This window comes from Zunongwangia atlantica 22II14-10F7, from assembly GCF_002094855.1.
Lineage (GTDB): Bacteria > Bacteroidota > Bacteroidia > Flavobacteriales > Flavobacteriaceae > Zunongwangia > Zunongwangia atlantica.
This window is the reverse complement of record NZ_ARYN01000005.1, coordinates 180,018-203,596: the sequence shown is the minus strand read 5'-3', so window position 1 is coordinate 203,596 and position 23,579 is coordinate 180,018. Positions and strand designations below refer to the sequence as shown.

Here is a 23,579-nt window from a genome sequence, read left to right as displayed (position 1 = left end):
TATTAGTTAATTAAAACTTCCTCTGTAGGGTATTTATAATTTAAATGTTTAACATCTGCCAGGAATGCAGCCATAATGGTTAGCATACTTACTCTTCCGGCAAACATGGTAAGGATAATCACGATTTTTGATGCGCTTGAAAAACTTGCGGTAATCCCTAAACTTAATCCAACCGTACTGTATGCTGAAATACACTCGAATGCAACATCTAGTAAGTGCATATCTGGATCAAAAAAAGAGATTAATAAAATAGATAATCCCACAAAAAGTATAGATAATGTCATAATGGAAAAAGCTCTTCTAAGCGAGTTGTTTGTGATCTCTCGATTATAAACTTCTACACGATCTTTTCCTTTGGCCAGGCTAAAAAAGTTAAGAGTGGCAAGAGCAATAGTACTTGTTTTTATACCACCACCTGTAGATCCCGGCGATGCACCAATCCACATTAAAAACATGATGACCATAATGGTCGAGAAATTTAATGCACTCATATCTATAGAATTAAAACCGGCAGTTCTAGGAGTAGACGAGCCAAAGAACGAGGTGGCCAACTTTCCGAAGAAATCATAATCTTGCAAAGTGTTATTCCATTCAAAAAACATAAAGAAAATCGTACCGCCAACAAGTAAAATCGCAGTTGTTACCAGTACAATTCTTGAGTTTAAATTAAGTACCCAGGGCATGTGTACTGGTTGGTCTGGTCTTTTGAAAATGAGTAAATTCTTTTTAATAAAATACTTGCCGTATTTATAAATGTTAAGTACGATAGGAAATCCTAAGCCACCAAGTATAAATAGCACCGCTAAAATGATGTGTAGTGGAAAGTTAAAGCGATATTCTGGTTGGTATAAACTATATTCTAAAGTAGAAAATCCTGCGTTACAGAAACCAGAAATGGTATGAAAAACCGAAAAGAAAATACGGTCGCCAACAGTTTCGAATAACTTAGGGTCTAAGCTTAAATAAATTAAAAGCGCACCAATAAATTCGAATACAAAAGTGATAAAAAGAATCTTTTTTAATGCTGAAAAAACTTCACCAAGGGTTTCAGAGTCGGTTACATTTTTCATCATTAATTGATTCTCGTAGGAAGTGCTTCCGCGGAAAAAATAACTGAAATAACTCGCAAAAGTCATAATCCCTAATCCGCCAAGCTGTATTAACACCAAAATAATTGTTTGTCCAAAAAGCGTAAAATAACTTCCGGTATCTACTACGATTAAGCCTGTAACGCAAACAGCGCTGGTAGAAGTAAACAATGCATCTAAAAATGAAATTCCATCGTGTGTTGCTTTGGGCAACATTAAGCACATGGTGCCTAAAAGAATTAAGATGAAAAAACTAATGATAAATAACTGTGCAGGATTTAAAATCTCCCGATTTATCTTTAATTCGAATCTAGAGAATTCCCTAATAAAATAAATAATAATGGCCAGATAGATCCATCCCATCTTATTGAAAAACTCAAAAATCACAATACTTTCCCTTATCGCATCTATTTGGGCAAGGGCTAAAAGGCCAAAAAGGGAGAAAATAATACTGTCGAAAATCCTCACTTTCTTAGGAAAACGCTCGTTGGCAATAAAATACCGTAGCGCGATAGACGGGATTCCAATAATGAGCGTAATAAAATAAAAGGTTCTAATCTCGATCTCCACAAATTTTTCGTGGGAAAAACCTAAATCAAAAATAATTGCAATTACCGCAAAGAAGCTTAACCAAAAAGAGAACCTTCTTAGGTACTTTAAAATCGTATATTTACTCATACACTACTGAAATTGTAGTAAAATTCAGTTCCGTTGGGTGCAGATCCAAGTACGCTGCACGCTAAAATATAGCGCAAGATAAAGAGAAAAGCATAGACTTAAAGAAAGTTTATTTTAAATAAAACCCAAAATTTACTTTATAATATAGATTTTAATGGCCTTTATCGTTTGCGAACTGTTTTTGGTATTCTTTGTAAACCGGTCTTTAAAGACTGGTAGTGAAGATTAGAAAAATAAAAGGCAGAATGTTTAAAAAAACATCTGCCTTTTTTATCGAATATCAGCGTTTAACTGAACATTTTTTCTGCTTAAAACTACATGTGATCACCAAAGAAAATTGCATTCATCAATAATTTGTTAGTACCGTACCAAAACGCTCTAAAATTGGTGTTATCTGTAAAGTAGATAACGTTTCCTCTACCAAAACCGCCTGTTTTAAAGGGAACGGTGTTTTTAATATCCTCGCTTTTTTCTTCACTTATATAACCGCTAAGTAAAGGATTGTTGGTGTACTGAATGGGATTATTATAACTCTGTTCGTCTGCTTCAACAAAAATAGTGGTGTTTCTAAACAGCGCTAAATTCTCGTTTTTATATCCAAAATTTATAGGATGAGAACGATCTAGTTTTGCTTCAAAAATAGCACCGCCAATTCCCTGTGCGCCGTAAAAATCACTACGCTCTTCAAAACTTATGTTTTTGGCATCGAGACGGCTATTTTTCGTCTTAATTTCCAGTAAATTATTCGAGCTTAAGTATCGAGCTGCATTTTTATAAGCAATTAAAGTACCGCCATTTCTAATCCAGGTTTTAAGTTTATCGGTATCGTTTTCATCTAGGGCAGATCCCCAGCTGTTCACCAAAATAATATCGGTATAACGGCTAAGATCGGCACGGCTAAAATTGCGAGTATTTAATTTGGTTACTTTAATATCGTAACGTTGGTCGAATAAATGCCAAATTTCTCCTGCATCATAAGGAGTAATACCTTCGCCAACCAAAAGAGCGATTTCCTGTTTTTCTAACGGAAGAAAAAAGCGGCTACCAAGATTAATTCCTGAAGTTAAACCAGTGCCAACAGCATCAATCTCGATATTAGCGGTTTTAGAAACATTTTTTATGAAATCGAAAAGTTCTTCCTTATCCAGTTTTTGATTCTGAACCGGGATCATAATGCTTCCGTAGTCATATTCTTTATTTTTAGTACCGAATTTTTTCATGGCAACGCTGGCTCTTAAGCCTTTGTTTAAGATCATATTCAGCGCTTTTGGTGAATTGTAATCATGCCATTGCATTACGTAAGCATATTCGCTTTTTTCTACGGAAGGAACCGCAGGTTTTTCTAGTTCATCAATGGCATCTCCTGCATTGCTTAAAGGAGCATCACTGGTATAATCTACATTGAAAGCAAGCGGAAAAGTCCATGCTGAAATATCATAAAATAAGCTGTCTTCAAATGTGGTTCTTTTCTCGAACATGGCTTCCACCAGGCGATGTTGTCTTTGATTCTTCGGAATAATATATGCTGAACCTGGTTTATAGGTTTTACCATTTTCGCTGAATTCCTCGTTTACCGGATGAATTTCAATTTGATGCCTTTTCATAATTTCAGCTAAATGATAAGCAGAAGTCGCGTCTTTTTCACTTCCAAAGGCCCAGGCACCTTTTGCGGCTGAGTTGCGAGCGTTTTTATAAAAATCACGCTGATAATTCAACAATTTCACCCTCATGTTCTTTGCGGCTTCTAAAGTAGAAAGTGCTGCGGTGAATTGATTTCTAATGGTAAAGGGGAAAGTCAGTAATCCATTATCGGTTTCCTGTGCATGTCCACGAGAACTGGCCTGCTCAAATAAAATTCCAATACTTCCGTTAATATCCGGGAAAGTAGAACCTTTTCCGTAGTAAAAGTCGTCGTAGCTTTCTTCAGTAAAATAAAAGCTGCCTAATTTATCGAAAGCTGCAGCGTGGTATTTTCCAATTTCTTGTGTAAGCTCTTGGTTTAAGTCTGGCGTTAAAGGATGGGTTCTCGACGGAATCCCAGGTTGAAAGAAAAATGACGAATTAGAACCCATTTCATGATGATCTGTAAGAATATTTGGATACCATTTATGGAAGGTTTTAATTCTGGCCTGTGATTCTGGCAACTGCGCCGGTAGCCAGTCGCGGTTAAGATCAAACCAGTAGTGATTGGTTCTTCCGCCTGGCCAAACTTCGTCGTATTCACGATCCTGCGGATCTGCATTGATATTTGCACTACGATTGGTATTTGCCCAATAAGCAAAACGTTGCAATCCATCTGGATTAAAAGAAGGATCAAAAAGAATAATGGTATTATCCAGTAATTTTTCGATCTCATCACCTTCAGCTGCTGCCAAATAGTAAGCGGCAAGTAGCGCGGCATTGGTTCCGCTGGGTTCGTTCCCATGAATCGAAAATCCCTGGTTTACCACAATTGGCATGTTTTCAGTATCGATATTCGCAGAGCCTTCTTCAACTAAAGCTTTATGATTTTGCTGAATTTGGTTAATATTCTGAATGTTTTTTTCAGAAGAAATAGTGAGTAGTAAAAGCGGCCTTCCTTCGTAAGTAGTACCACGATTTTCTATGCTGATGCGTGGGGAGACTTCAGCAAGTTTTGTCATATAGTTTACCAGCCGGTCGTGGCTTACATGCCATAGCCCAGGTACAAAGCCAATAACATCCTGTGGTTTTGGAATATCGGCATTGTAGGTAATGTTTTTTGGTAAATAGTAATCCAGGCTTAAAGTATCGAAATCCTGAGCCTGAAAACTAATGGATGAAATAAGAAAAAAGAGAATTAAAAATTTCTTCATAGTTTAAAATTTTGAGGTATAAAATAAAAAAACCGCCTCTGGTTAGGAGGCGGTTAACAATTTAAGTGTAATTTTTTAGATATCATCAAAGCTTACATCAGTAAAATTTTCTGGAGCAGTTTTAGCTTCTACTGCACCGGTACCTTCGTAAGAAGGTTTAAAGTCTTTTTGATGACGTTCGCTTATTACTTCTTCACCTTTTTCATCTAGGATAAAATCTGTCATTTCCTGAAGAATTTCAGCAAAACCAGCAAAATCTTCTTTATACAAGTAAATTTTGTGTTTTTTGTAATAGAAAGATCCGTCGTCGTTGGTGAATTTTTTACTTTCAGTGATGGTTAGGTAATAATCGTTGGCACGAGTCGCTCTCACATCAAAGAAATAAGTTCTTCTTCCCGCTCTTAGTACTTTAGAGAATATTTCTTCTTTCTCCATCAATCCCTTGTCGCTCATAAAATATAATTCTTTAAATGGTTTAGTAAAGTTGCCCTCAAAAATCTAAAAAAAATTAACATCTTACAAGAAATTTTCACATTTCTTTCTCATTTAACTGTTTTGCGTACAGTTCTTTATAATATCCGTCTGTTTTGATTAATTCTTCGTGATTGCCTTGTTGTACGATATTTCCGTCTTCAAGAATTATTATCTTATCCGCATTTTTTGCTGAAGAAATTCGATGACTCACAATAATTGTGGTCTTATTTCTTGAAATTTTGAAAAGATTGCTAAGAATCGCTTCTTCGGTTTCTGTATCTACTGCTGAAAGGCAATCGTCAAAAAGCAGAATTTGTGGGTTTTGGATAATCGCCCTGGCGATAGAAACCCGTTGTTTTTGTCCTCCAGATAAAGTGATTCCTCGTTCACCAAGAACGGTATCATAACCTTTGCTGAAGTTTTTAATGTTTTTATGAACAGATGCGGTTTTAGCAGCTTCGATTACATCATCGTCTGTTGCGTTTTCTTTTCCGAATTTGATGTTGTTTCTAATCGAATCACTAAACAGGAATGCATCTTGCGGAACGTAACCAATATTTCTTCTTAGGCTATCTAAATTTAGGTTTTTGATATTTTGTCCATCGATTTCTATAGATCCATCTTCTACATCATAAAGTCGGCCAATAAGATCTAAAACTGTAGATTTTCCAGATCCGGTTTTACCAATAATAGCTAAGGTTTCTCCCTGGTTAACTTCAAAAGATATATTTTTAAGGGCAGTAATATTAGTATCTTCATAAGTAAAAGTTACATTTTTAAAGTTTACTTTGCCTTTAATATCATCTTCAGCTTCTTTGTGATTTTTAATTTCTGGTTCGCTATCTAAAAATTCATTAATACGTTCCTGTGAGGCTTCGGCCTGTTTTACTAAAGAAGTAACCCATCCAATCGAAGCTACAGGCCAGGTTAACATATTTACATAAAGTAAGAACTCTACAATAACTCCAAGATTATCGATCTGGCCGGTGATATACTGGCGACCACCAACATAGATAACAAGAACATTACTTATCCCGATAAGCAAAACCATTAGCGGAAAGAAAAAAGCCTGAACTTTTACAAGATCGATATTTTTATCCCTGCTCGAATTCGAAAGCTCTGTAAAGTTGTTATCGGTTTGTTGTTCTAAACCATAAGATTTTATAACAGCAATCCCGCTGAAACTTTCCTGAGTAAAGGTGTTTAATTTCGATAAATATTGCTGAACAATTGTGCTTCGTTTTTGTATTGCAACGCTTAATTTATAAATCGCAAAAGATAAAATGGGTAATGGGATTACCGTATAAAGCGTTAAAACCGGAGCTGCCTGAATCATAAATATAAGAACAACGATTGTTGAGGTAAGCGTAGTAACCGTATACATAATTGCTGGCCCCAGGTACATTCTTACTTTGGTGACATCTTCACTAATACGGTTCATTAAATCTCCCGTACGGTTTTTTTTATAAAAATTAAGCGATAATTCCTGATAATGTTTATATACAACATTCTTTAAATCGTATTCGATATGACGGGAAACCACAATAAAAGTTTGCCGCATTAGAAAAGTGAAAAATGCAGAAATCAATGTTGTGCCAACTAAAAGCAGGATATTTTTAATTAACTCTGCCTTTAAATTGTCAAAATTAGTAAGCTCTCCATTTATATATTGCTCGATAGCATCTGTAGAGTTACCAACAAGCGGTATAAAGTACAAACCAAATATCCTGGAGATGATGGTTACCACCAGTCCTAAGACTAATTTCCACTTATATTTTAAAAAGAATTGATTGAGCGTTCTTAAATGTTTCATCCTTAAAATAAATCTCTGATTTTAAGAATATGTTATTTTTACCATAATTTAATGGTGTAAAATTAAAATATTCTTATTTTTGCGCCGTCATTTTTAGGATATGTAAAAATGACATTAATTTAAAAACCCGCAAATTATGCAAGTTGATGTTTTAAATGCTAAAGAACTTAAAAAAGCTGCACCAGTATTTGGACAGCTTTCGTTCGATAATCATGAACAGGTTGTTTTTTGTAACGACAAAGATACAGGATTAAAAGCAATAATAGGTATTCACAACACAGTTTTGGGACCAGCCTTGGGCGGAACCAGAATGTGGAATTATACCAGCGAATGGGAAGCATTAAATGATGTATTACGTCTTTCTAGAGGGATGACGTTTAAAAGTGCGATTACTGGTTTAAACCTTGGTGGAGGTAAAGCTGTTATTATTGGTGATGCTAAAACCCAAAAGACTCCAGAGTTAATGATGAAGTTTGGTGAGTATGTAGATTCTCTTGGCGGAAAATACATTACTGCTGAAGATGTTGGGATGGAAACTGCAGATATGGATCTTGTAAGAGATGTAACTCCTTATGTAACCGGAATTTCTGAGGAAAGAGGAGGGTCAGGAAATCCATCACCAGTTACCGCTTACGGTGTTTTTATGGGAATTAAAGCTGCTGCTAAATATCAGTTTGGAACAGATGAGTTAGAAGGTCGTTCTGTATTGGTGCAGGGTATTGGACACGTTGGTGAAACTTTGGTTGAATATTTAACTAACGATGGGGCTAAAGTGTACATTAGTGATATTAGCGAAGAGCGTTTACAGGAAGTTCGTAATAAATACGGTGCAATTATTTTTGATGAAGCAGATGTATATAGCGCACATGTAGATATTTATGCACCTTGTGCATTAGGAGCAACGATTAATGATGATACCGTAAAACGACTAAACTGTAAAGTTGTTGCTGGTGCTGCTAATAATCAATTAGCAGATGAAGTTAAACATGGACAGATTTTGCGTGAACGCGGAATCGTTTATGCGCCAGATTTTCTAATTAATGCCGGTGGAATTATAAATGTGTATGCTGAATTAGAAAAATATAGCCGACAAGAAATTATGTCGAAGACCGAAAATATCTACAATACTACCTTGCAAATCCTTGAAACTGCGGCAAGAGAAGATATTACAACGCACTTCGCAGCACTTAAAATTGCAAAGCAAAGAATTGAAGATAGAAAAAAATCAAGTTTGAAGTAGCCAGAATCAAAATATTGGTATTTTTGCAGGGCGAAAGAATAATCTTTCGCCCTTTTTAAATTCTAAAAAAGTTCTTTTACAATTATGTTGACAAGAAGACATATTCGAGTTAAGGTAATGCAGTCCTTATACGCATTCAACCAAAGTGAAAATGACAATCTTGCGAGCGAGGAGAAATTCCTGCTAAAAAGCATGGAAGAGATGTACGATCTTTTTGTGCTTCAGCTAAGTTTGTTAACCGAAATTAAAGCGCATGCCGAAACTTTTTTAGAACGTTCCCAACAAAAACATCTCGCAACACAAGAGGATAAAGATCCAAACAGGAAATTTATTCAGAATTCGGTTTTTGAAATCTTAGAACAAAACACCCAATTAGAGCAAATTATCGACGATCGTAAACTTAATCATTGGAAGTTTGATGATGAGTACGTTGCTATTTTATGGAACGAGATCAAAGAAAGTGATGCATTCGCAAATTATATGGAAACGAGAGATAACTCGTTTAAAGAGGATAAGGATTTTATCCTTGCCATTTTTAAAAAGGTGATTGCGCCAAATGATAAAATTTACGATTATTTTGAAGATAAAAAATTAACCTGGCTGGACGATCTTCCTTTAGTGAATACCGCCGTGGTGAAAATGCTTCAGAAATTAAAGCAAACCGCAACTCCAGAAGATAAACTTCCAAAGCTATTTAAATCTATAGACGATAAAGAATTTGCTGTTAATCTCTTCAGAAAAACCTATCTTAAAGATGCAAAACTTTCCGAAGAAATGCAGGGGAAAACACCAAACTGGGATAAAGATAGGATTGCTGAAATTGACACTGTACTCTTAAAAATGGCGATTTGTGAGTTTTTAGAATTTCCGTCAATTCCTGTTAAAGTGACAATTAACGAATATCTTGAGATTAGTAAAGAATATAGTACCCCAAAAAGTAGTATTTTTATAAACGGAATTCTGGATAAGCTTTCAAAAGAATACAAAACCGACGGGAAATTAAATAAAATAGGGCGCGGCCTTATGTAGTCTAGATTTTTTCTTAATTTTAAACCTCAAATTTATACATATTATGAAAAAAGGAATTTTATTAATAGCAGCAGTGGGAACAATGTTCTTCACTTCTTGTAAAGATGCTGGTAGCAGCGCTTCAGAAAAAGTGAAAGCTGAAAACGTTGATGCAGCAGCAGCACGTGACTCTAAAGCTACAGTGTATCCTGAGCTGACTTTCGATGAAACTGAGTTCGATTTTGGAAATATACCACAAGGAGAGCCGGTAGAGCATGTATTTACTTTTACTAATACTGGTAGAGCGCCTTTAGTAATTACTAATGCAAAAAGTACTTGTGGATGTACTGTGCCAGAATATCATAAAAACGAATCTATTCAGCCAGGAGAAACAGGTGAGATGCTTGTAAAATACAATGGTTCTGGTAGAGGACAGGTTCAAAAAACAGTAACTATCTCTGCAAATACAGAAAATGGACAAGAGCAAATAAAAATTAAAGCTTTTGTAGAAGCAGAGAGCGCAAGCTAAATAAATAGCGAGAATTAATTATATATGGATCAAATACAACAGTTTCTTCCTTTAATCTTAATGTTTGCCGTAGTGTATTTTTTTATGATACGCCCGCAAATGAAAAAGGCTAAACAGGAAAAAAGCTTTATTGCTGAATTAAAAAAAGGAGATCGAGTAGTTACCAAAAGCGGAATGCATGGTAAAATTGTAGATTTTAGTGAGAAAAACAACGCGGTAATTATTGAAACCGGTGCTGGAAAGATCACTTTCGATAAATCTTCAATATCTCTTGAAATGAGCCAAAAGCTTAACGAGCCGGCGAAACCTGCCAAGGAAGATAAAAAGCTAAAAGAAGAGAAAAAGTAATTTACTCTTTTAAAAAATAAAAAAATCCCTTTAGAATTCCTAAAGGGATTTTTTTATGGATATAAAGCAATGTTTAATTTAAAATATCTTTGATCTCCTTTTTTAACGGTTTCAGATTTCTATTAATTATTGCCCAAACAATAGAATTATCGATGCTGTCGTAAGCATGAACTAATCTATTTCTGAACGAAATTATTCGTTTATCATTTTCGATGCTGATATCTGGAGCGACTTTTTTAAATTTATTTAGAGCTTCACCTATAATGGCTAACTGCCTTTCTACAGCACTTTGTGTTTTTAGATCCTTCTCATAGTCATTAAAATCTGAAATGTCTATGATAAAATCTTCTATTAAATCAATAGCGATTAAAATATCAGAGAGATATTTCCTGCTTTTGTCCATCATAGATTAAAATTTTGGTAGACTCGATTTCCTGTCTAAGAATTGGATTTTTAATGGAGCTGTTGGTAAGTAAATCAACTTTTCTTTGAAAAAACTGTTCGAGTTTGTCCCAAATATTCATAAGATTTTCGCCTCTTTTAATAGGGTCGTTATTTTCAATTTCAATTAAAAGATCGATATCACTTGTATCTTCGTTAAAATGATCTGTTGTAGAAGAACCAAAAGCGTATAAAGTTTTAACGTCATGAGTTTTACATAACGTCAAAAAATCAGACATCCTATATTTAATTGATTCTTTCAGATTCATATAGCTAATATAATCTAATTTTTTGATAAGATTTTTAAGAATGTCTGGAGCATTAAAAAGCAGAAGTTACAATAATATAAATCAGCAATTTTTATACTTATCGTGTAATCCTACGCCCTTTTTTATCATTGGAATAATTTTTTCTAATCGCTTTGCTCGCGTTGCTTCTCTTTTGGCTTCGCTAATATGATCGGCATATTCTCTTTGTTTTCCTGAAGTTAGCTGGCAGTAAGATTCGTTTAATTCAGCATCATTTTTTAAAGCCAATTTCAATTCAGTCGGAATCTTAAGATCTTTTTTTCTTGAAGCTTTTATCGTTTTTCCAAGCTTCTGGTTTTCGATCGCTTCTAAAACATACGGAAGCAAAATTTCAGTATTAATTTCTTCGCCTTTTTCAAATCGAATTTGCCGTAAAGCTTTGGTTTTATTTTCCTGGGCATTTACAAGTAAGCCTGTGTTCTGCTGAAGTAAGGCCCCGTTAAAAAACCAGAGCGCAATATGATTTTTAAAGGCTGCAAGTCCTGCAACATTTTTGTTTTTTAGCGTATAAGTTGGCGCTCCCCATTTTATAGTTTCTTCTAAAATGGTTTCCTGAAGCATCTCCCGAATCTGCCTTAATTCGGTTTGCCAATACTCGTGAACTTCAATGTATTCATCTACGTCTTTTACTGCCATAGCGATCAATTTAGCTTAAAATTGATTATAATTTATTTCTTAAATTTTGTCATTCCGGACTTGATCCGGAATCTCATTCAGATCCTAAAAACAGCACTTTGTAGATGAGACCCTGAATCAAGCCTGCCAGCCGGCGAGGCAGATTCAGGGTGACATGAACGATTATAATTTACCGATATTTAATTGATAAATCACCAATCTTGATTTTCTAAAGAATTACCTGGCATTAAGTTCGGCAATTTTTATGATAACTTCAGTAGCTTTTAGCATACTTTCTAAAGGTACATATTCATATTTTCCGTGGAAATTATGTCCGCCAGCAAAAATATTAGGGCAGGGAAGCCCCATAAAACTTAGTTGAGAACCATCTGTTCCACCTCTAATAGGTTTAATAATTGGTGTTACCTCAACCGCTTCCATCGCTTCTTTTGCCAGATCTACAATATGCATCATTGGTTCGATCTTTTCGCGCATATTGCGATATTGATCTTTAACTTCTACCTGTACACATTCGCTATCATACTGTTTGCAAATCTCCAAACCAAGATCCTGGATCATTTGTTTGCGAGCTTCAAAATGCTTTTTATCGTGATCGCGAATAATGTATTGAAGCACGGTTTCTTCAACATCACCATTAATATTGCTTAAGTGGAAAAAACCCTGTCTGCCCTCTGTATGTTCTGGAGTTTCCAATCTTGGTAGCGAGTTGATAAAATCCTGAGCAATATACATGCTGTTTACCATTTTATCTTTGGCATAACCGGGATGTACGCTTTTTCCGCTAACGGTCACTTTAGCGCTTGCGGCATTAAAATTTTCATATTCTAATTCACCAATCTGGCTACCATCCATTGTGTATGCCCAGTCTGCTCCAAACTTAGCAACATCAAATTTATGTGCTCCACGACCAATTTCTTCATCTGGTGTAAAGCAAACTTTTAGCGTGCCATGCTTAACTGCAGGATGCTCTAAAAGATATTTCATGGCCGACATGATTTCAGTAATTCCAGCTTTATCGTCAGCACCTAAAAGGCTGGTACCATCGGTAGTAATAATAGTTTGCCCTTCGTACTGTTTCAAATCGTCAAAATATTCCGAAGACAGCATAATATTTTTTTCAGCATTAAGAACGATATCGCCACCATCGTAATTTTCGATAATCTGCGGATTAATATTCGCGCCATTAAAATCTGGTGAAGTATCAAAATGAGATACAAAGCCAATCACCGGGCATTCTTTTTCAATGTTAGCTGGCAAAGTAGCCATTACATAAGCATTCTCGTCGATACTTACTTCCTGCATTCCCATTTCTTCTAGTTCTGAGGCCAGTTTATTGGCAAGAATCCATTGCTTTTCTGTGCTGGGCGTACTTTCGCTTTCAGGGTCACTTTGGGTGTCTATGCTTATATAGCTTATAAATCGATCTAAAACTTCTTGTTTATTGATCATATTTGTTGGTGTTAGTTGTCTAAAATTACTTGATTCTCTGAAGGATTTTTTCCTGAAATAAATCTTGTTTATCAAATCAAAATTAGCGAATTGACATTCGGGTACAAAACCTTTTAAGATTTAGTATGTTCATTTTTACAATTCATTTATTTTTGCACAAACCAGCCGAATATGTACAAGTCTTTAATTCGCCCGATACTTTTTAAATACGATCCAGAGGCAATTCATCATTTCACCTTTAATACTTTAAAGAAATTAAATAAAATTCCGGGTGTATCCGCAATTTTAAGATCAAAATTCAGCAATAAAGATCCGCGTTTGAGTCGGGAAGTTTTTGGACTCAAGTTTAAAAATCCGGTTGGATTGGCAGCTGGATTCGATAAAGATGCAAAATTATATAAGGAATTATCGAATCTTGGTTTCGGTTTTATTGAAGTTGGTACGGTTACGCCAAAACCACAGCCCGGTAACGATAAAAAACGCTTGTTTAGATTAAAAGCAGACCAGGCAATCATTAACCGAATGGGTTTTAATAATGGAGGTGTTGAGCAAATGGTTGAAGAACTTAAGAAAAATACCGATGTTTTAATTGGTGGTAATATTGGTAAAAACAAGGTGACGCCAAACGAAGAAGCTGTAGAAGATTACAAGATCTGTTTTGAAGCTTTATTTGATTATGTTGATTATTTTGTGGTAAATGTAAGTTCGCCAAATACACCAAATTTACGTGCGCTTCAGGATAAAGAACCTTTAACGCATCTGCTGAAAACTTTGATGGAACTGAATAATGCGAAGCCAAAACAAAAGCCAATATTGTTAAAAATCGCACCAGATCTTACCGATTCTCAGCTTTTGGACATTATCGATATCGTTCAGGAAACTAAGATCGACGGAGTAATCGCAACAAACACCACAATCTCTCGAGAAGGTTTAAAATCTGAAGATAAAAACGAAACCGGTGGCCTTAGCGGAAAACCACTTACTAAAAGATCTACCGAAGTGATTAAATTTCTTTCAGAAAAAAGTAATAAAGCTTTTCCAATCATTGGTGTGGGCGGAATTCATACCGCAGAGGATGCTATCGAAAAGTTAGAAGCCGGCGCAAGTTTGGTGCAATTATACACAGGATTTATTTACGAAGGTCCTGCGCTTATTAAAGCGATCAATAAAAAGATCCTCGAAAACTATCCGAAATTGTAATTTAAAGAGCTTTTGTTAGAACAGATCATTCCATTTTTAACGGCAACAATATTACTTACGCTTGCCCCGGGGCCAGATATTATTTATGTTTTGGTGCAGGGAATGGCGAATGGAAAAAAGCATGCTATTATTACGGCTTTGGGATTAGTTTCTGGAGTGGTAGTGCATACCACTTTGGTGGCTTTTGGCGTTTCAGCAATCATAAAACAGTCGGAGACTATTTATTTGGTTATAAAATGTCTTGGTGCGGCTTATTTGTTCTTTTTGGCTTATAAAGTCTTTAAAAGTGATCCTAAAATAGCTTTTTCTACGGAAGGAATTAAACAAAAAAGTCTGTTTGGATTGTATAGGCAGGGATTTATAATGAATGTTTTAAACCCAAAGGTAACAATCTTTTTTTTAGCGCTTTTCCCCGGATTTTTATGGGAACCTGAAGGAAATACGGTGTTGCAATTCTATATTTTAGGACTCATTTTTATGCTTCAGGGGTTTTTGATCTTTGTATTGGTAGCGATCCTTGCCGGAAGCATTTCAAAATACCTTCAAAAACACCGAAATTCGGGTGTGGTTTTAAAATGGACTCAGGTTTTAGTTTTTATAGGAATTGGAGTTTTTATTCTTATTTAATTCCCAGAAGTTCTTGGTTTGTCAGGATTGTATAAAAATGAGCCCTTTTTTTGTAGAATTTCGACTTGTTAGTTATCATTTATTTTTTCTGAAGCAATTGCTTATTTCTGAATAAACATTAGATTTTATTGGCGCCGCCAAAGGGTATAGTAACCTGAGGCTTGCCTCGAAATTAAAAATTTATTTTTAACGAATGCCTTGTGGGGTTGCCTCAAGGTACTTTACTATCAAAATCTAAAAAACTATCTTTGGGAGCATGGGAGAAATAAAACTTATCGAATGTCCGCGTGATGCCATGCAGGGAATTAAAGATTTTATTCCAACACAGGCCAAAGCAAGATATATTCAGTCTTTATTACAATGTGGTTTCGATACGATCGATTTTGGTAGCTTTGTTTCTCCGAAAGCGATTCCTCAAATGCGCGATACGGCCGAGGTGCTTTCGATGCTCGATCTTAGCAAGACAAAAAGTAAGCTTTTGGCAATTGTAGCTAATACACGCGGAGCTGAAGATGCTGCTCAATTTCCTGAAATTGATTATTTAGGATACCCATTTTCAATTTCAGAAAACTTCCAGATGCGTAATACGCATAAAACCATCGATGAGTCTGTGGAGATATTGAAGGAAATTCTAGACATTGCAGGTAAAGCCAATAAAGAGGTCGTTGCATATCTTTCTATGGGCTTCGGAAATCCCTACGGTGATCCCTGGAATGTAGAAATTGTTGGAGAATGGACCGAAAAGTTATCGGGAATGGGAGTAAAGATCTTATCATTGTCTGACACTGTTGGAACCTCAACCCCAGAAGTCATCACTTATTTGTTTTCAGAATTAATCCCAAAATTCTCCAATATCGAGTTTGGTGCGCATTTACATACCACACCAGGTACCTGGTTCGAAAAAGTAGATGCAGCTTTTACATCAGGTTGTACTCGATTTGATGGAGCAATTCAGGGGTTTGGTGGTTGCCCGATGGCGAAAGATGAGCTTACAGGAAATATGCCTACAGAAAAAATGTACTCCTATTTCAACACCAAAAAACAGAACACAAATCTTAGAATGGGGAGTTTTGAGGCTGCTTTTAATAAAGCTAGTGAAATCTTCGGGGCTTATCATTAGGAAAACTTTTACTTTTCTTCTTATTATTGTGCAGAATTAATAGGTTTAAGGTTTGCGAATCAGATTATTAGGAATTTTCTTTCTTTTTCTTACAAAATTGGCTTGGGCTCAGTCAGATTTCTCACAAGAGCAAATAGCCGATTCGGCTTATTTTTATTTAGATGAAGCCAGTGAATTTCTATTTAATGATTTTAATCTTGCCGAGGAGAAATTAAAAAAGGCGCAAACTTTTGTAGTACAAAGTAAAGATGTTGCTTTAGAAGCTGAACTTGCTCGTAAATACGCTATAGCATTTTATGTAAAGGGTGATTATTATCTTTCTTTAACCCATTTTTTAGAAGCCGAGAAGCTTTTTAGAGAATTAGATGATTGGGAAAGTGTTGGGAAGTGTTTAAATGGGCTTGGCCTTATTCAGCAGGGAATCGATCGTCACATAGAAGCAGTAGACTATTTTAAACAGGCTATAGATTATTATAATTTAGCTGAAGATGATTTTGCCGCTGCACCAGCAGTGATAAATTTAGGGGTATCTGAATTACAAACCGGTGAGCTGGAAAAGGCGAAAGTAACTTTAGATAGTGCTTTAAGTTTAGCCGTAGCTTCAGGAAGAAAGGATATAGAGCATTTAACTTTAAATCATTTAGGAAATCTGGCTTATGAAAAAAGTGAGATTCCTACCGCTTTAAAATATTATCAAAGTGTTTTAAATGATAGTGTAGAGCCCAATAACTGGGAAAAAGCATTTTCGTATTATGGCCTTGCCAGAACCAATTTAGCCTTAAATAATTTAGATGCTGCAGAAGTTTTTGGTTTAAAAGCACTGGATTTTGCAAAAAACAATGCCTCTTTTTTTGAGTTAGAGCGCATCACAGGTGTGTTGTTTGATATTTATGATGAACAGGGAAACCTGGAAAAGGCTGTTGTTTTTTCTAAACAAAATAAAGCTTATCGCGATTCTTTATATAATCAAAAAAGAATACGGGCGATTAATCTCTTAAACCTGGAGCAGAAGGAAGCTGATAATCGCAGGTTAAGAACAGAGAAGATGGAGAAAGATAAAGAGCTTTCTAAGAATAAGCTTATTATCGCGATTCTTTTATTTGCTGGTTTTGTTCTGTTACTCATTTTATTCTTTTGGATAAAAAACTACAAGCAAAAAGAGGAGTTTAGAAAAACCTTGGAAGAGAAAAATAGACTAATACTTCAGAAGAACGATGTGATCACAGAGCGTAACGAAGAACTTGCTAAGATCAATAAAAGTAAAGATCGATTATTTTCTATTTTATCGCATGATTTAAAATCGCCTATTGGTTCAATTCAAAAGTTATTAGAATTAATAAATACGGGTGAATTTACCGAGAAAGAGCAGGCTGAACTTTTGGATGAAATGCTAAAGCAGGTTTCGGCAACTTCTTCGATGCTTCAAAATTTATTGCAATGGGCCAATTCACAGCTTGAAGGTTCTAAAATGTATATTGAAGAGGTTATTTTGCCTAAGCGTGTTAAGGAAATCATGGAGGCGCATTACCTGGTAGCGAAGTCGAAAAACATTCAGATTATCCATGAAATTCCTTCAAATTTGAGTCCGATTTTCTTCGATAATGGTCATTTGTCTATCATATTGCATAACCTTATAAGTAATGCGATAAAGTATACCCATCCTGGGAAAGAGATTAAAATTCATTATAAGGAAACTGAAAAATGCGTGCTATTTAAAATAATGGATGGCGGTGATGGAATTTCGGAAGATCGTATAGTTCAAATTCAGAATTTTAATACACAAATGATGTCTGAATTAGGTACTGAAATGGAAACTGGTACCGGGATAGGATTGCTTTTAGTGAAGCAATTTTTAACGCTGAATGATGCGCGACTGGAAATTAAAAGTTATGATGGGGAAGGATCTGAATTTATCATTTGTTTCAGAAAAAACAATGATTAAGGATTTATTCACCTAAACCTAACGCATTCTACCGAAAACTGTGTATATTTGCATGCAATTAAATTCTTAATTGCCATGATTGCACACGAATCCAAAATTCTGGGAGAAGGGCTTACTTATGATGATGTTCTTTTAGTCCCTGCCTTCTCTGAGGTTTTACCGCGCGAAGTAAATATCCAGACAAAATTTACCAAAAACATAACGATTAACGTTCCTATTGTTTCAGCAGCGATGGATACCGTAACAGAATCCCGTATGGCAATTGCCATGGCTAGAGAGGGAGGTATAGGTGTTCTTCATAAAAACATGACGATAGAGCAGCAGGCTTTAAAAGTGCGTAAAGTAAAACGTGCTGAAAGCGGAATGATTATCGATCCTGTTACCCTGCCAATTTCTTCTACTGTTCAGGATGCTAAAGATCAAATGAAAGAGCATAGCATTGGAGGTATTCCTATTGTTGATGAAGGTGGTAAATTGATAGGCATTGTTACTAATCGTGATCTAAGATTCGAGAAAAATAACCAACGTCCTATTTCAGAAGTGATGACTTCAGAAAATCTTGTAACTGTAGCTGAAGGAACTTCTTTAGAGCAGGCAGAAGATATTCTTCAGGAAAATAAAATTGAAAAACTTCCGGTAGTAAATAAAGAAGATAAGCTGGTTGGCTTAATTACTTTTAGAGATATTACCAAACTTACCCAAAAGCCTAACGCTAATAAAGATAGCTACGGAAGATTAAGAGTTGCTGCAGCAATTGGAGTTACCGGCGATGCTGTACAAAGAGCTGAAGCACTTTATAATGCCGGTGTAGATGCGATTATTATCGATACGGCACACGGGCATACAAAAGGAGTGGTGTTTGTACTTAAAGAAGTAAAAGCAAAGTTTCCAGAATTAGAAGTGGTTGTTGGAAATATAGCTACTGGTGAAGCTGCAAAATATCTAGTTGAAGCTGGAGCAGATGCTGTAAAAGTAGGTATTGGTCCAGGTTCTATTTGTACAACAAGAGTTGTAGCAGGTGTTGGTTTTCCTCAGTTTTCAGCAGTTTTAGAAGTAGCTGCTGCTATTAAGGGAAGCGGAGTGCCTGTTATTGCAGATGGAGGTATTCGTTATACTGGTGATATCCCGAAAGCACTGGCTGCAGGAGCAGATTGTGTGATGTTAGGTTCGCTTTTAGCAGGAACTAAAGAGTCTCCGGGAGAAACCATTATTTACGAGGGAAGAAAATTTAAATCTTACCGCGGAATGGGGTCTGTAGAAGCTATGAAAAAAGGATCTAAAGATCGCTATTTTCAGGATGTAGAAGATGATATTAAAAAACTGGTTCCAGAAGGAATTGTAGGGCGTGTACCTTACAAAGGAGAATTAGAAGAAAGTATCCATCAATTTGTTGGAGGCTTAAGAGCTGGTATGGGATATTGCGGAGCTAAAGATATTGAAGCCTTAAAAGAGCATGCAAAATTTGTGAAAATCACAGCATCTGGTATTCATGAAAGTCATCCACACGATGTTACCATTACTAAAGAATCTCCAAATTATAGTAGATAATCAACGAGTATCGATAAATAAAAAAGCCCGCATTTGCGGGCTTTTTTATTTATTATAACTAATAAGTTTTAGTTGGAATTAGCATTGTTGCTATCTGCTGAAGGTTGTGTAGTATTCACATCTTCAATAGAGATTCCTAATTTTTCCATTACTTTTTCAGTAATATCACTTCCTGGTTTAGAATAAGCTAAAGCACCACCACCTGCATGAAAAATCTGAGTGTAGCCTTCTTCTTTAATAACTTCCTGCATTGCTGCATCTATTTTTTGGTATAATGGCTGGGTAAGCTCGTTGCGCTTCATTTGCATCATAACCTGTGAGCGCTGGCGAAATTGTTTAATCTCATTTTCTAATCCAAGAATCTGGTTTTCGCGTTGCTTTTTAATATCTTCAGTAAAAACAGCAGTACTGTCCTGGTAATTTTTTATTAATCCTTCGTAAGTTCTAATAGCTTGTTCTACATCGGCTTGCAAAGATTCGTTATAATTCTGTACTCCGTTATTTACAGTACTAATTTCAGGCATATTATTAATAATATACTCGGCATCTATCGTTCCTATCTTACTTTGTGCGTTCGCTGCAATTGCGAAAAATAAAAATGTAATTAATACGCTAAATTTCTTCATTTTTTATCTCTTGTTTTGCGCAAATATAATAGGGAGTATTAATTAAACATAGAATTTTTTAGGAAAATGATACTTTTTGAATTTTAAGAAATGAAATTGTAGCGGTTTTTTCGATAAAATACAAATGGAGCTTGATAATCAGGAAGGTTATAGCTTGCAGAACCTTTAGGAATTCTTATTTTTGCTTCACTTAATAAGAAATTTCAGAAAACAACGTTTTTACTGAGGTTGAAAGAATTGTTTACCTGGTTTGAAGATAGTATATAAGGCAATTTTAATAGGCTTTTTGGCGATTTTGGTTATTTCTTGCGATCTTTTTAAATCTCAGGATAATCGTAAAGTCATAGTGCGGGTAAATAACTCTTACTTATACGAGGAAGATATTAAAAGTCTTGTTGGAGAAGGTGTTTCTGATGAAGATAGTGCTATCATTGTAAATAGTTACATAAATAGATGGGCTACGCAGCAATTATTAATAGACAGGGCAAAACTAAATTTACCAGAAGCAAGGCAACGTGAATTTAATGAACTGGTAGAAAATTATAAGAACGAGTTGTATACCAATGCTTATACCGAGGCTGTGGTTTCTAAAAAGCTTGATTCGGTTTTTACAGATACGATAATAGCCAGTTATTATCAGCAAAATAAAGAGAATTTTAAGCTGAGCCAGGATCTCGTAAAACTTCGGTATATAAATTTAGAGGCAAATAATACCAATTTCGATAAAATTAAAGATTGGTTTGTTCGTTTTAATGAAGAGGATAAAGTAAAATTGCAGGAAAATGCCCTGCAGTTTAAAAATTATTCGTTTAATGATTCTGTTTGGATAAAAACAGCAACGGTATATGATAAAGTAACACCGCTTAGTGTAGAAGATAGAGCGAAGTTGTTACAAAAGAATAACTACATAGAATTAAAAGATTCGTTAGAAACTTACTTAATTTATGTAAATGATGCGCTTAAAAAGAACGATCAGGCGCCATTAGAATATGCAAAACCAACCGTGGAACAGATTTTGCTAAACAAGCAAAAGCTGGAGTTGGTAAAGCAATTAGAAAAGGATATTACTAAAGATGCAATTAAAAACAATCAATTTGAGATTTACAATTAAAAGAGGTTTGATGCTGGTAGCCTTGCTGCTTGGAATAAATGCAGGGGCGCAGGAGATTATTGTTACAGATAGTACATCTATACAAATGGAAGATGAGTTGGCACAAAATAAGCCTTTAGCTGAAGAGGAAGGTGCTCGCAGAAAGGTAGATGGTATTGCTGCTGTAATTGGGGATTATATTATTTTAGATAGTGATGTAGATCTTACCAGAAAAGATATTCAGTCACAGGGAGGTAGTACTGTAGACGTTACAGATTGCCAGCTAGCGGGTTCTTTAATGGAGAACAAACTTTATGCTCACCAGGCAATTCAGGATAGTATAATTGTGCCAGATTCACAAATTAATAACTATATCGATCAACAAATTGCCGGTATGGTAAGACAGTTGGGAAGTATAGAAGATGTACTTGAGTTTTACAAAAGAGATTCTGAAGCAGAATTTAGAAATGAATTGTTCGAGCTGAATCAACAAAGCCAGCTTGCACAAAAAATGAGACAAAAAATTGTAGAGAATATCGAAGTTACCCCGGAAGAAGTAAGAGCGTACTTTAATGATATTCCTAAAGATTCATTGCCTGTTTTTGGTGATGAGGTAGAAATTTCAGAAATCGTAGTAAAGCCAGAAGTTCCTGAGGAAGAAAAGCAAAAAACGATAGATCGTTTAAATCAGTTTAGAGCAGATGTGTTAGAAAACGGATCTAAGTTTGCAACAAAAGCGATCCTTTATTCAGATGATACCCAAACCGGTGGAGATATTTTAAGTTTAGGTAGAAAAGATGCTTTTGTAAAAGAGTTTAAAGACGTAGCTTTCTCTTTGCGTGAAGGAGAAATTAGTGAGCCTTTCGAGACCACTTATGGATATCATATCGTACAACTGGTAAAAGTTAGAGGTCAGGAAATTGATGTTCGCCATATTTTATTAATTCCAGATGTTAATAATGCAGCGGTAGAAAAGGCGAAAGAGGAAATAGATAATGTAAGAGAGAAAATTGAAAGTGGTGAGGTAGAATTTGCTCAGGCTGCCAGAGAAGTTTCAGATAGAGATGAAACAAAATCTGATGGTGGTAAAATGAGAAATCCAACTACTGGAGATTTAGGCTTCGATCAAAAGAATTTACCTCCAAGACTTTATAGCCAGATTCAGGATCTAAAAGAAGGTGAGATTTCGTATAGACTTACCGAGCAGGATGAAATGGGACGACCAATTTTTAAAATCGTAAAGATAGATAAAAGGATTCCAGAGCATGTTGCAGATTATGGTACAGATTATATGAAGATTAAGGATCTTGCTCTTCAGGATAAAAGAATTAAAGCTATTCAGGAATGGCAAAAAGAAAAAATCCAGGATACTTACGTTAAAATTAGTGGAAAATACAGAGATTGTGAGTATACTAGCAACTGGTTAAAAAAATAAAATTAATTACTGAATGTCTGACGTTAACTTACTAGAGAATTTTGTAGAAAAGCATAAGAGCTTAAAAAGTGAAATAAGTAAAGTAATTGTAGGACAGGAAAAAGTAATAGATCAAATACTGCTCTCCGTATTTTCCGGAGGGCATTCTTTGTTAATAGGGGTTCCTGGTTTGGCAAAAACCTTAATGGTAAATACCATTTCAAAAGCGCTTGGTCTCGATTTTAAGCGTATTCAGTTTACGCCAGATTTAATGCCGAGTGATATACTGGGGTCTGAAATTCTTAACGAAAAGCGCGAATTTCAGTTTATAAAAGGACCCGTGTTTACCAATATTTTATTGGCAGACGAGATTAATCGTACTCCACCAAAAACACAGGCTGCGCTTTTAGAAGCAATGCAAGAAAAATCTGTAACCGTTGCAGGGCATCGTTATCGTTTAGATTCGCCTTATTTTGTGCTGGCAACACAAAACCCAATTGAGCAGGAGGGAACCTATCCTTTGCCAGAAGCTCAGTTAGATCGTTTTATGTTTGCTATTAACCTGGAGTATCCAACTTTCGAGGAAGAAGTGAACGTGGTTAAAAATACTACAACAGATAAACAGTACGCTGTGCAATCTCTATTTACTTCAGCTGAGATTAGTGAAATTCAGCAGATAATTAGAAAAATGCCTGTAGCCGATAATGTGATCGAATATGCCGTAAAACTGGTTGGTAAAACAAGACCAAATTCAGAAGCAGCTCCAGAGCTTGTGAAAAACTATTTAGATTGGGGAGCAGGCCCTAGAGCTTCACAAAATCTTATACTTGCTGCAAAAACTCATGCTGCGGTAAATGGAAAATATTCTCCAGATAAAGAAAATGTTCAGGCAGTAGCGATAGGGATTTTACGTCATCGAATTATAAAAAACTATAAAGCTGAAGCTGAAGGTCTAACTGTTGAAACCTTAATCAAGGAACTTTTTTAGGACTTAGCTGCTTAAAATTAATTTTTGCTAATAGCCCAAGCTAAGCTTTTTGATTATTTTATTGAAAATCATTATTGAATTCGAGCTATCTCAATTTCAATAATTTTAGACTTATGTGGCTTTATCACCAAATCGCAATTATCGGGTGAGATTCTGCTTTTAAATTATAATCATTTTT

21 protein-coding genes are annotated in these 23,579 nt (G+C 35.4%); 12 read left to right on the top strand and 9 right to left on the bottom strand.

Annotated elements, in window-relative coordinates:
- Positions 1-2: 2 nt before the first annotated feature.
- The 4 genes from IIF7_RS07015 to IIF7_RS07000 form a co-directional block, all read right to left on the bottom strand.
- Positions 3-1,766: a TrkH family potassium uptake protein gene (locus IIF7_RS07015; RefSeq protein ID WP_084840964.1), complete on the bottom strand. Its 1,764-nt coding sequence runs from the start codon at positions 1,764-1,766 to the stop codon at positions 3-5.
- Between the two features lie 314 nt (positions 1,767-2,080).
- Positions 2,081-4,600: a M14 family zinc carboxypeptidase gene (locus IIF7_RS07010; RefSeq protein WP_084840963.1), complete on the bottom strand. Its 2,520-nt coding sequence runs from the start codon at positions 4,598-4,600 to the stop codon at positions 2,081-2,083.
- A 75-nt stretch (positions 4,601-4,675) separates the two neighbouring features.
- A complete protein-coding gene (locus IIF7_RS07005) occupies positions 4,676-5,053 on the bottom strand; it encodes a PUR family DNA/RNA-binding protein (protein WP_084840962.1) in 378 nt (125 codons plus the stop codon).
- Between the two features lie 76 nt (positions 5,054-5,129).
- Entirely contained in the window at positions 5,130-6,887 is a 1,758-nt protein-coding gene (locus tag IIF7_RS07000) for an ABC transporter ATP-binding protein (protein WP_084840961.1), read from the bottom strand.
- A gap of 136 nt (positions 6,888-7,023) precedes the next feature.
- Between IIF7_RS07000 and IIF7_RS06995 the strand changes: the two genes are divergently transcribed.
- The 4 genes from IIF7_RS06995 to yajC all read left to right on the top strand — a co-directional run bounded on the left by IIF7_RS06995 (position 7,024) and on the right by yajC (position 10,012).
- Positions 7,024-8,127 carry a Glu/Leu/Phe/Val family dehydrogenase gene (locus tag IIF7_RS06995; protein ID WP_084840960.1) on the top strand — a complete coding sequence of 368 codons (1,104 nt, stop codon included), beginning with the start codon at positions 7,024-7,026 and terminating at the stop codon, positions 8,125-8,127.
- Between the two features lie 84 nt (positions 8,128-8,211).
- A complete protein-coding gene (gene nusB / locus IIF7_RS06990) occupies positions 8,212-9,156 on the top strand; it encodes a transcription antitermination factor NusB (protein WP_084840959.1) in 945 nt (314 codons plus the stop codon).
- A gap of 43 nt (positions 9,157-9,199) precedes the next feature.
- Positions 9,200-9,664, top strand: coding sequence for a DUF1573 domain-containing protein (locus IIF7_RS06985; RefSeq protein WP_084840958.1), 465 nt, complete (start codon positions 9,200-9,202; stop codon positions 9,662-9,664).
- Positions 9,665-9,688: 24 nt separating this feature from the next.
- On the top strand, positions 9,689-10,012 hold the full coding sequence (gene yajC, locus IIF7_RS06980; RefSeq protein ID WP_084840957.1) for a preprotein translocase subunit YajC: 324 nt from the start codon (positions 9,689-9,691) through the stop codon (positions 10,010-10,012).
- A gap of 73 nt (positions 10,013-10,085) precedes the next feature.
- Here yajC and IIF7_RS06975 read toward each other — a convergent pair whose 3' ends face one another.
- The 4 genes from IIF7_RS06975 to pepT form a co-directional block, all read right to left on the bottom strand.
- Positions 10,086-10,418, bottom strand: a complete 333-nt coding sequence (locus tag IIF7_RS06975; RefSeq protein WP_084840956.1) for a HepT-like ribonuclease domain-containing protein — start codon at positions 10,416-10,418, stop codon at positions 10,086-10,088.
- Positions 10,387-10,692, bottom strand: a complete 306-nt coding sequence (locus IIF7_RS06970; protein WP_139801281.1) for a nucleotidyltransferase family protein — start codon at positions 10,690-10,692, stop codon at positions 10,387-10,389. The genes IIF7_RS06975 and IIF7_RS06970 overlap by 32 nt, the downstream gene beginning before the upstream one ends.
- Before the next feature lie 111 nt (positions 10,693-10,803).
- Positions 10,804-11,397 (bottom strand): YdeI/OmpD-associated family protein, encoded by a 594-nt coding sequence (locus IIF7_RS06965; protein ID WP_084840954.1) that lies wholly within the window; start codon positions 11,395-11,397, stop codon positions 10,804-10,806.
- Positions 11,398-11,613: 216 nt separating this feature from the next.
- Complete coding sequence (pepT, locus tag IIF7_RS06960; RefSeq protein ID WP_084840953.1) at positions 11,614-12,846, bottom strand: peptidase T; 1,233 nt, start codon at positions 12,844-12,846, stop codon at positions 11,614-11,616.
- A 171-nt stretch (positions 12,847-13,017) separates the two neighbouring features.
- Between pepT and IIF7_RS06955 the strand changes: the two genes are divergently transcribed.
- The 5 genes from IIF7_RS06955 (at position 13,018) to guaB (ending at position 19,283) form a co-directional block, all read left to right on the top strand.
- Positions 13,018-14,046, top strand: coding sequence for a quinone-dependent dihydroorotate dehydrogenase (locus IIF7_RS06955; RefSeq protein ID WP_084840952.1), 1,029 nt, complete (start codon positions 13,018-13,020; stop codon positions 14,044-14,046).
- 12 nt (positions 14,047-14,058) lie between these two features.
- Positions 14,059-14,673, top strand: a complete 615-nt coding sequence (locus tag IIF7_RS06950; protein WP_084840951.1) for a LysE family translocator — start codon at positions 14,059-14,061, stop codon at positions 14,671-14,673.
- 256 nt (positions 14,674-14,929) lie between these two features.
- Positions 14,930-15,793 carry a hydroxymethylglutaryl-CoA lyase gene (locus IIF7_RS06945; protein WP_084840950.1) on the top strand — a complete coding sequence of 288 codons (864 nt, stop codon included), beginning with the start codon at positions 14,930-14,932 and terminating at the stop codon, positions 15,791-15,793.
- A gap of 52 nt (positions 15,794-15,845) precedes the next feature.
- Positions 15,846-17,735: a tetratricopeptide repeat-containing sensor histidine kinase gene (locus IIF7_RS06940; RefSeq protein ID WP_084840949.1), complete on the top strand. Its 1,890-nt coding sequence runs from the start codon at positions 15,846-15,848 to the stop codon at positions 17,733-17,735.
- 75 nt (positions 17,736-17,810) lie between these two features.
- Positions 17,811-19,283, top strand: a complete 1,473-nt coding sequence (gene guaB, locus IIF7_RS06935; RefSeq protein WP_084841024.1) for an IMP dehydrogenase — start codon at positions 17,811-17,813, stop codon at positions 19,281-19,283.
- Positions 19,284-19,351: 68 nt separating this feature from the next.
- Here the strand turns inward: guaB and IIF7_RS06930 are convergent, their stop codons facing one another.
- On the bottom strand, positions 19,352-19,909 hold the full coding sequence (locus IIF7_RS06930) for an OmpH family outer membrane protein (RefSeq protein ID WP_084840948.1): 558 nt from the start codon (positions 19,907-19,909) through the stop codon (positions 19,352-19,354).
- 250 nt (positions 19,910-20,159) lie between these two features.
- On the opposite strand from IIF7_RS06930, the gene IIF7_RS06925 reads away from it, so the two are divergent.
- From IIF7_RS06925 to IIF7_RS06915, 3 genes are read left to right on the top strand one after another with little or no spacing between them, the layout of a single operon-like run.
- A complete protein-coding gene (locus IIF7_RS06925) occupies positions 20,160-21,020 on the top strand; it encodes a peptidyl-prolyl cis-trans isomerase (protein ID WP_245801566.1) in 861 nt (286 codons plus the stop codon).
- Complete coding sequence (locus tag IIF7_RS06920; protein ID WP_176218913.1) at positions 20,983-22,434, top strand: peptidylprolyl isomerase; 1,452 nt, start codon at positions 20,983-20,985, stop codon at positions 22,432-22,434. Before IIF7_RS06925 ends, IIF7_RS06920 begins: the two co-directional genes overlap by 38 nt.
- 13 nt (positions 22,435-22,447) lie before the next feature.
- A complete protein-coding gene (locus IIF7_RS06915) occupies positions 22,448-23,401 on the top strand; it encodes an AAA family ATPase (RefSeq protein WP_084840947.1) in 954 nt (317 codons plus the stop codon).
- The last annotated feature ends 178 nt before the right edge of the window (positions 23,402-23,579 follow it).

Coding starts and splice junctions, on each gene's coding strand:
- IIF7_RS06915 (WP_084840947.1), top strand. CDS start 22,448: ATGTCTGACGTTAACTTACTAGAGAATTTTGTAGAAAAGCATAAGAGC.
- nusB (WP_084840959.1), top strand. CDS start 8,212: ATGTTGACAAGAAGACATATTCGAGTTAAGGTAATGCAGTCCTTATAC.
- IIF7_RS06970 (WP_139801281.1), bottom strand. CDS start 10,692: ATGTCTGATTTTTTGACGTTATGTAAAACTCATGACGTTAAAACTTTA.
- pepT (WP_084840953.1), bottom strand. CDS start 12,846: ATGATCAATAAACAAGAAGTTTTAGATCGATTTATAAGCTATATAAGC.
- IIF7_RS07010 (WP_084840963.1), bottom strand. CDS start 4,600: ATGAAGAAATTTTTAATTCTCTTTTTTCTTATTTCATCCATTAGTTTT.
- IIF7_RS06975 (WP_084840956.1), bottom strand. CDS start 10,418: ATGATGGACAAAAGCAGGAAATATCTCTCTGATATTTTAATCGCTATT.
- IIF7_RS06945 (WP_084840950.1), top strand. CDS start 14,930: ATGGGAGAAATAAAACTTATCGAATGTCCGCGTGATGCCATGCAGGGA.
- IIF7_RS07015 (WP_084840964.1), bottom strand. CDS start 1,766: ATGAGTAAATATACGATTTTAAAGTACCTAAGAAGGTTCTCTTTTTGG.
- IIF7_RS07000 (WP_084840961.1), bottom strand. CDS start 6,887: ATGAAACATTTAAGAACGCTCAATCAATTCTTTTTAAAATATAAGTGG.
- IIF7_RS06955 (WP_084840952.1), top strand. CDS start 13,018: ATGTACAAGTCTTTAATTCGCCCGATACTTTTTAAATACGATCCAGAG.
- IIF7_RS06985 (WP_084840958.1), top strand. CDS start 9,200: ATGAAAAAAGGAATTTTATTAATAGCAGCAGTGGGAACAATGTTCTTC.
- IIF7_RS06965 (WP_084840954.1), bottom strand. CDS start 11,397: ATGGCAGTAAAAGACGTAGATGAATACATTGAAGTTCACGAGTATTGG.
- IIF7_RS06930 (WP_084840948.1), bottom strand. CDS start 19,909: ATGAAGAAATTTAGCGTATTAATTACATTTTTATTTTTCGCAATTGCA.
- yajC (WP_084840957.1), top strand. CDS start 9,689: ATGGATCAAATACAACAGTTTCTTCCTTTAATCTTAATGTTTGCCGTA.
- IIF7_RS06920 (WP_176218913.1), top strand. CDS start 20,983: ATGCAATTAAAAACAATCAATTTGAGATTTACAATTAAAAGAGGTTTG.
- guaB (WP_084841024.1), top strand. CDS start 17,811: ATGATTGCACACGAATCCAAAATTCTGGGAGAAGGGCTTACTTATGAT.
- IIF7_RS07005 (WP_084840962.1), bottom strand. CDS start 5,053: ATGAGCGACAAGGGATTGATGGAGAAAGAAGAAATATTCTCTAAAGTA.
- IIF7_RS06995 (WP_084840960.1), top strand. CDS start 7,024: ATGCAAGTTGATGTTTTAAATGCTAAAGAACTTAAAAAAGCTGCACCA.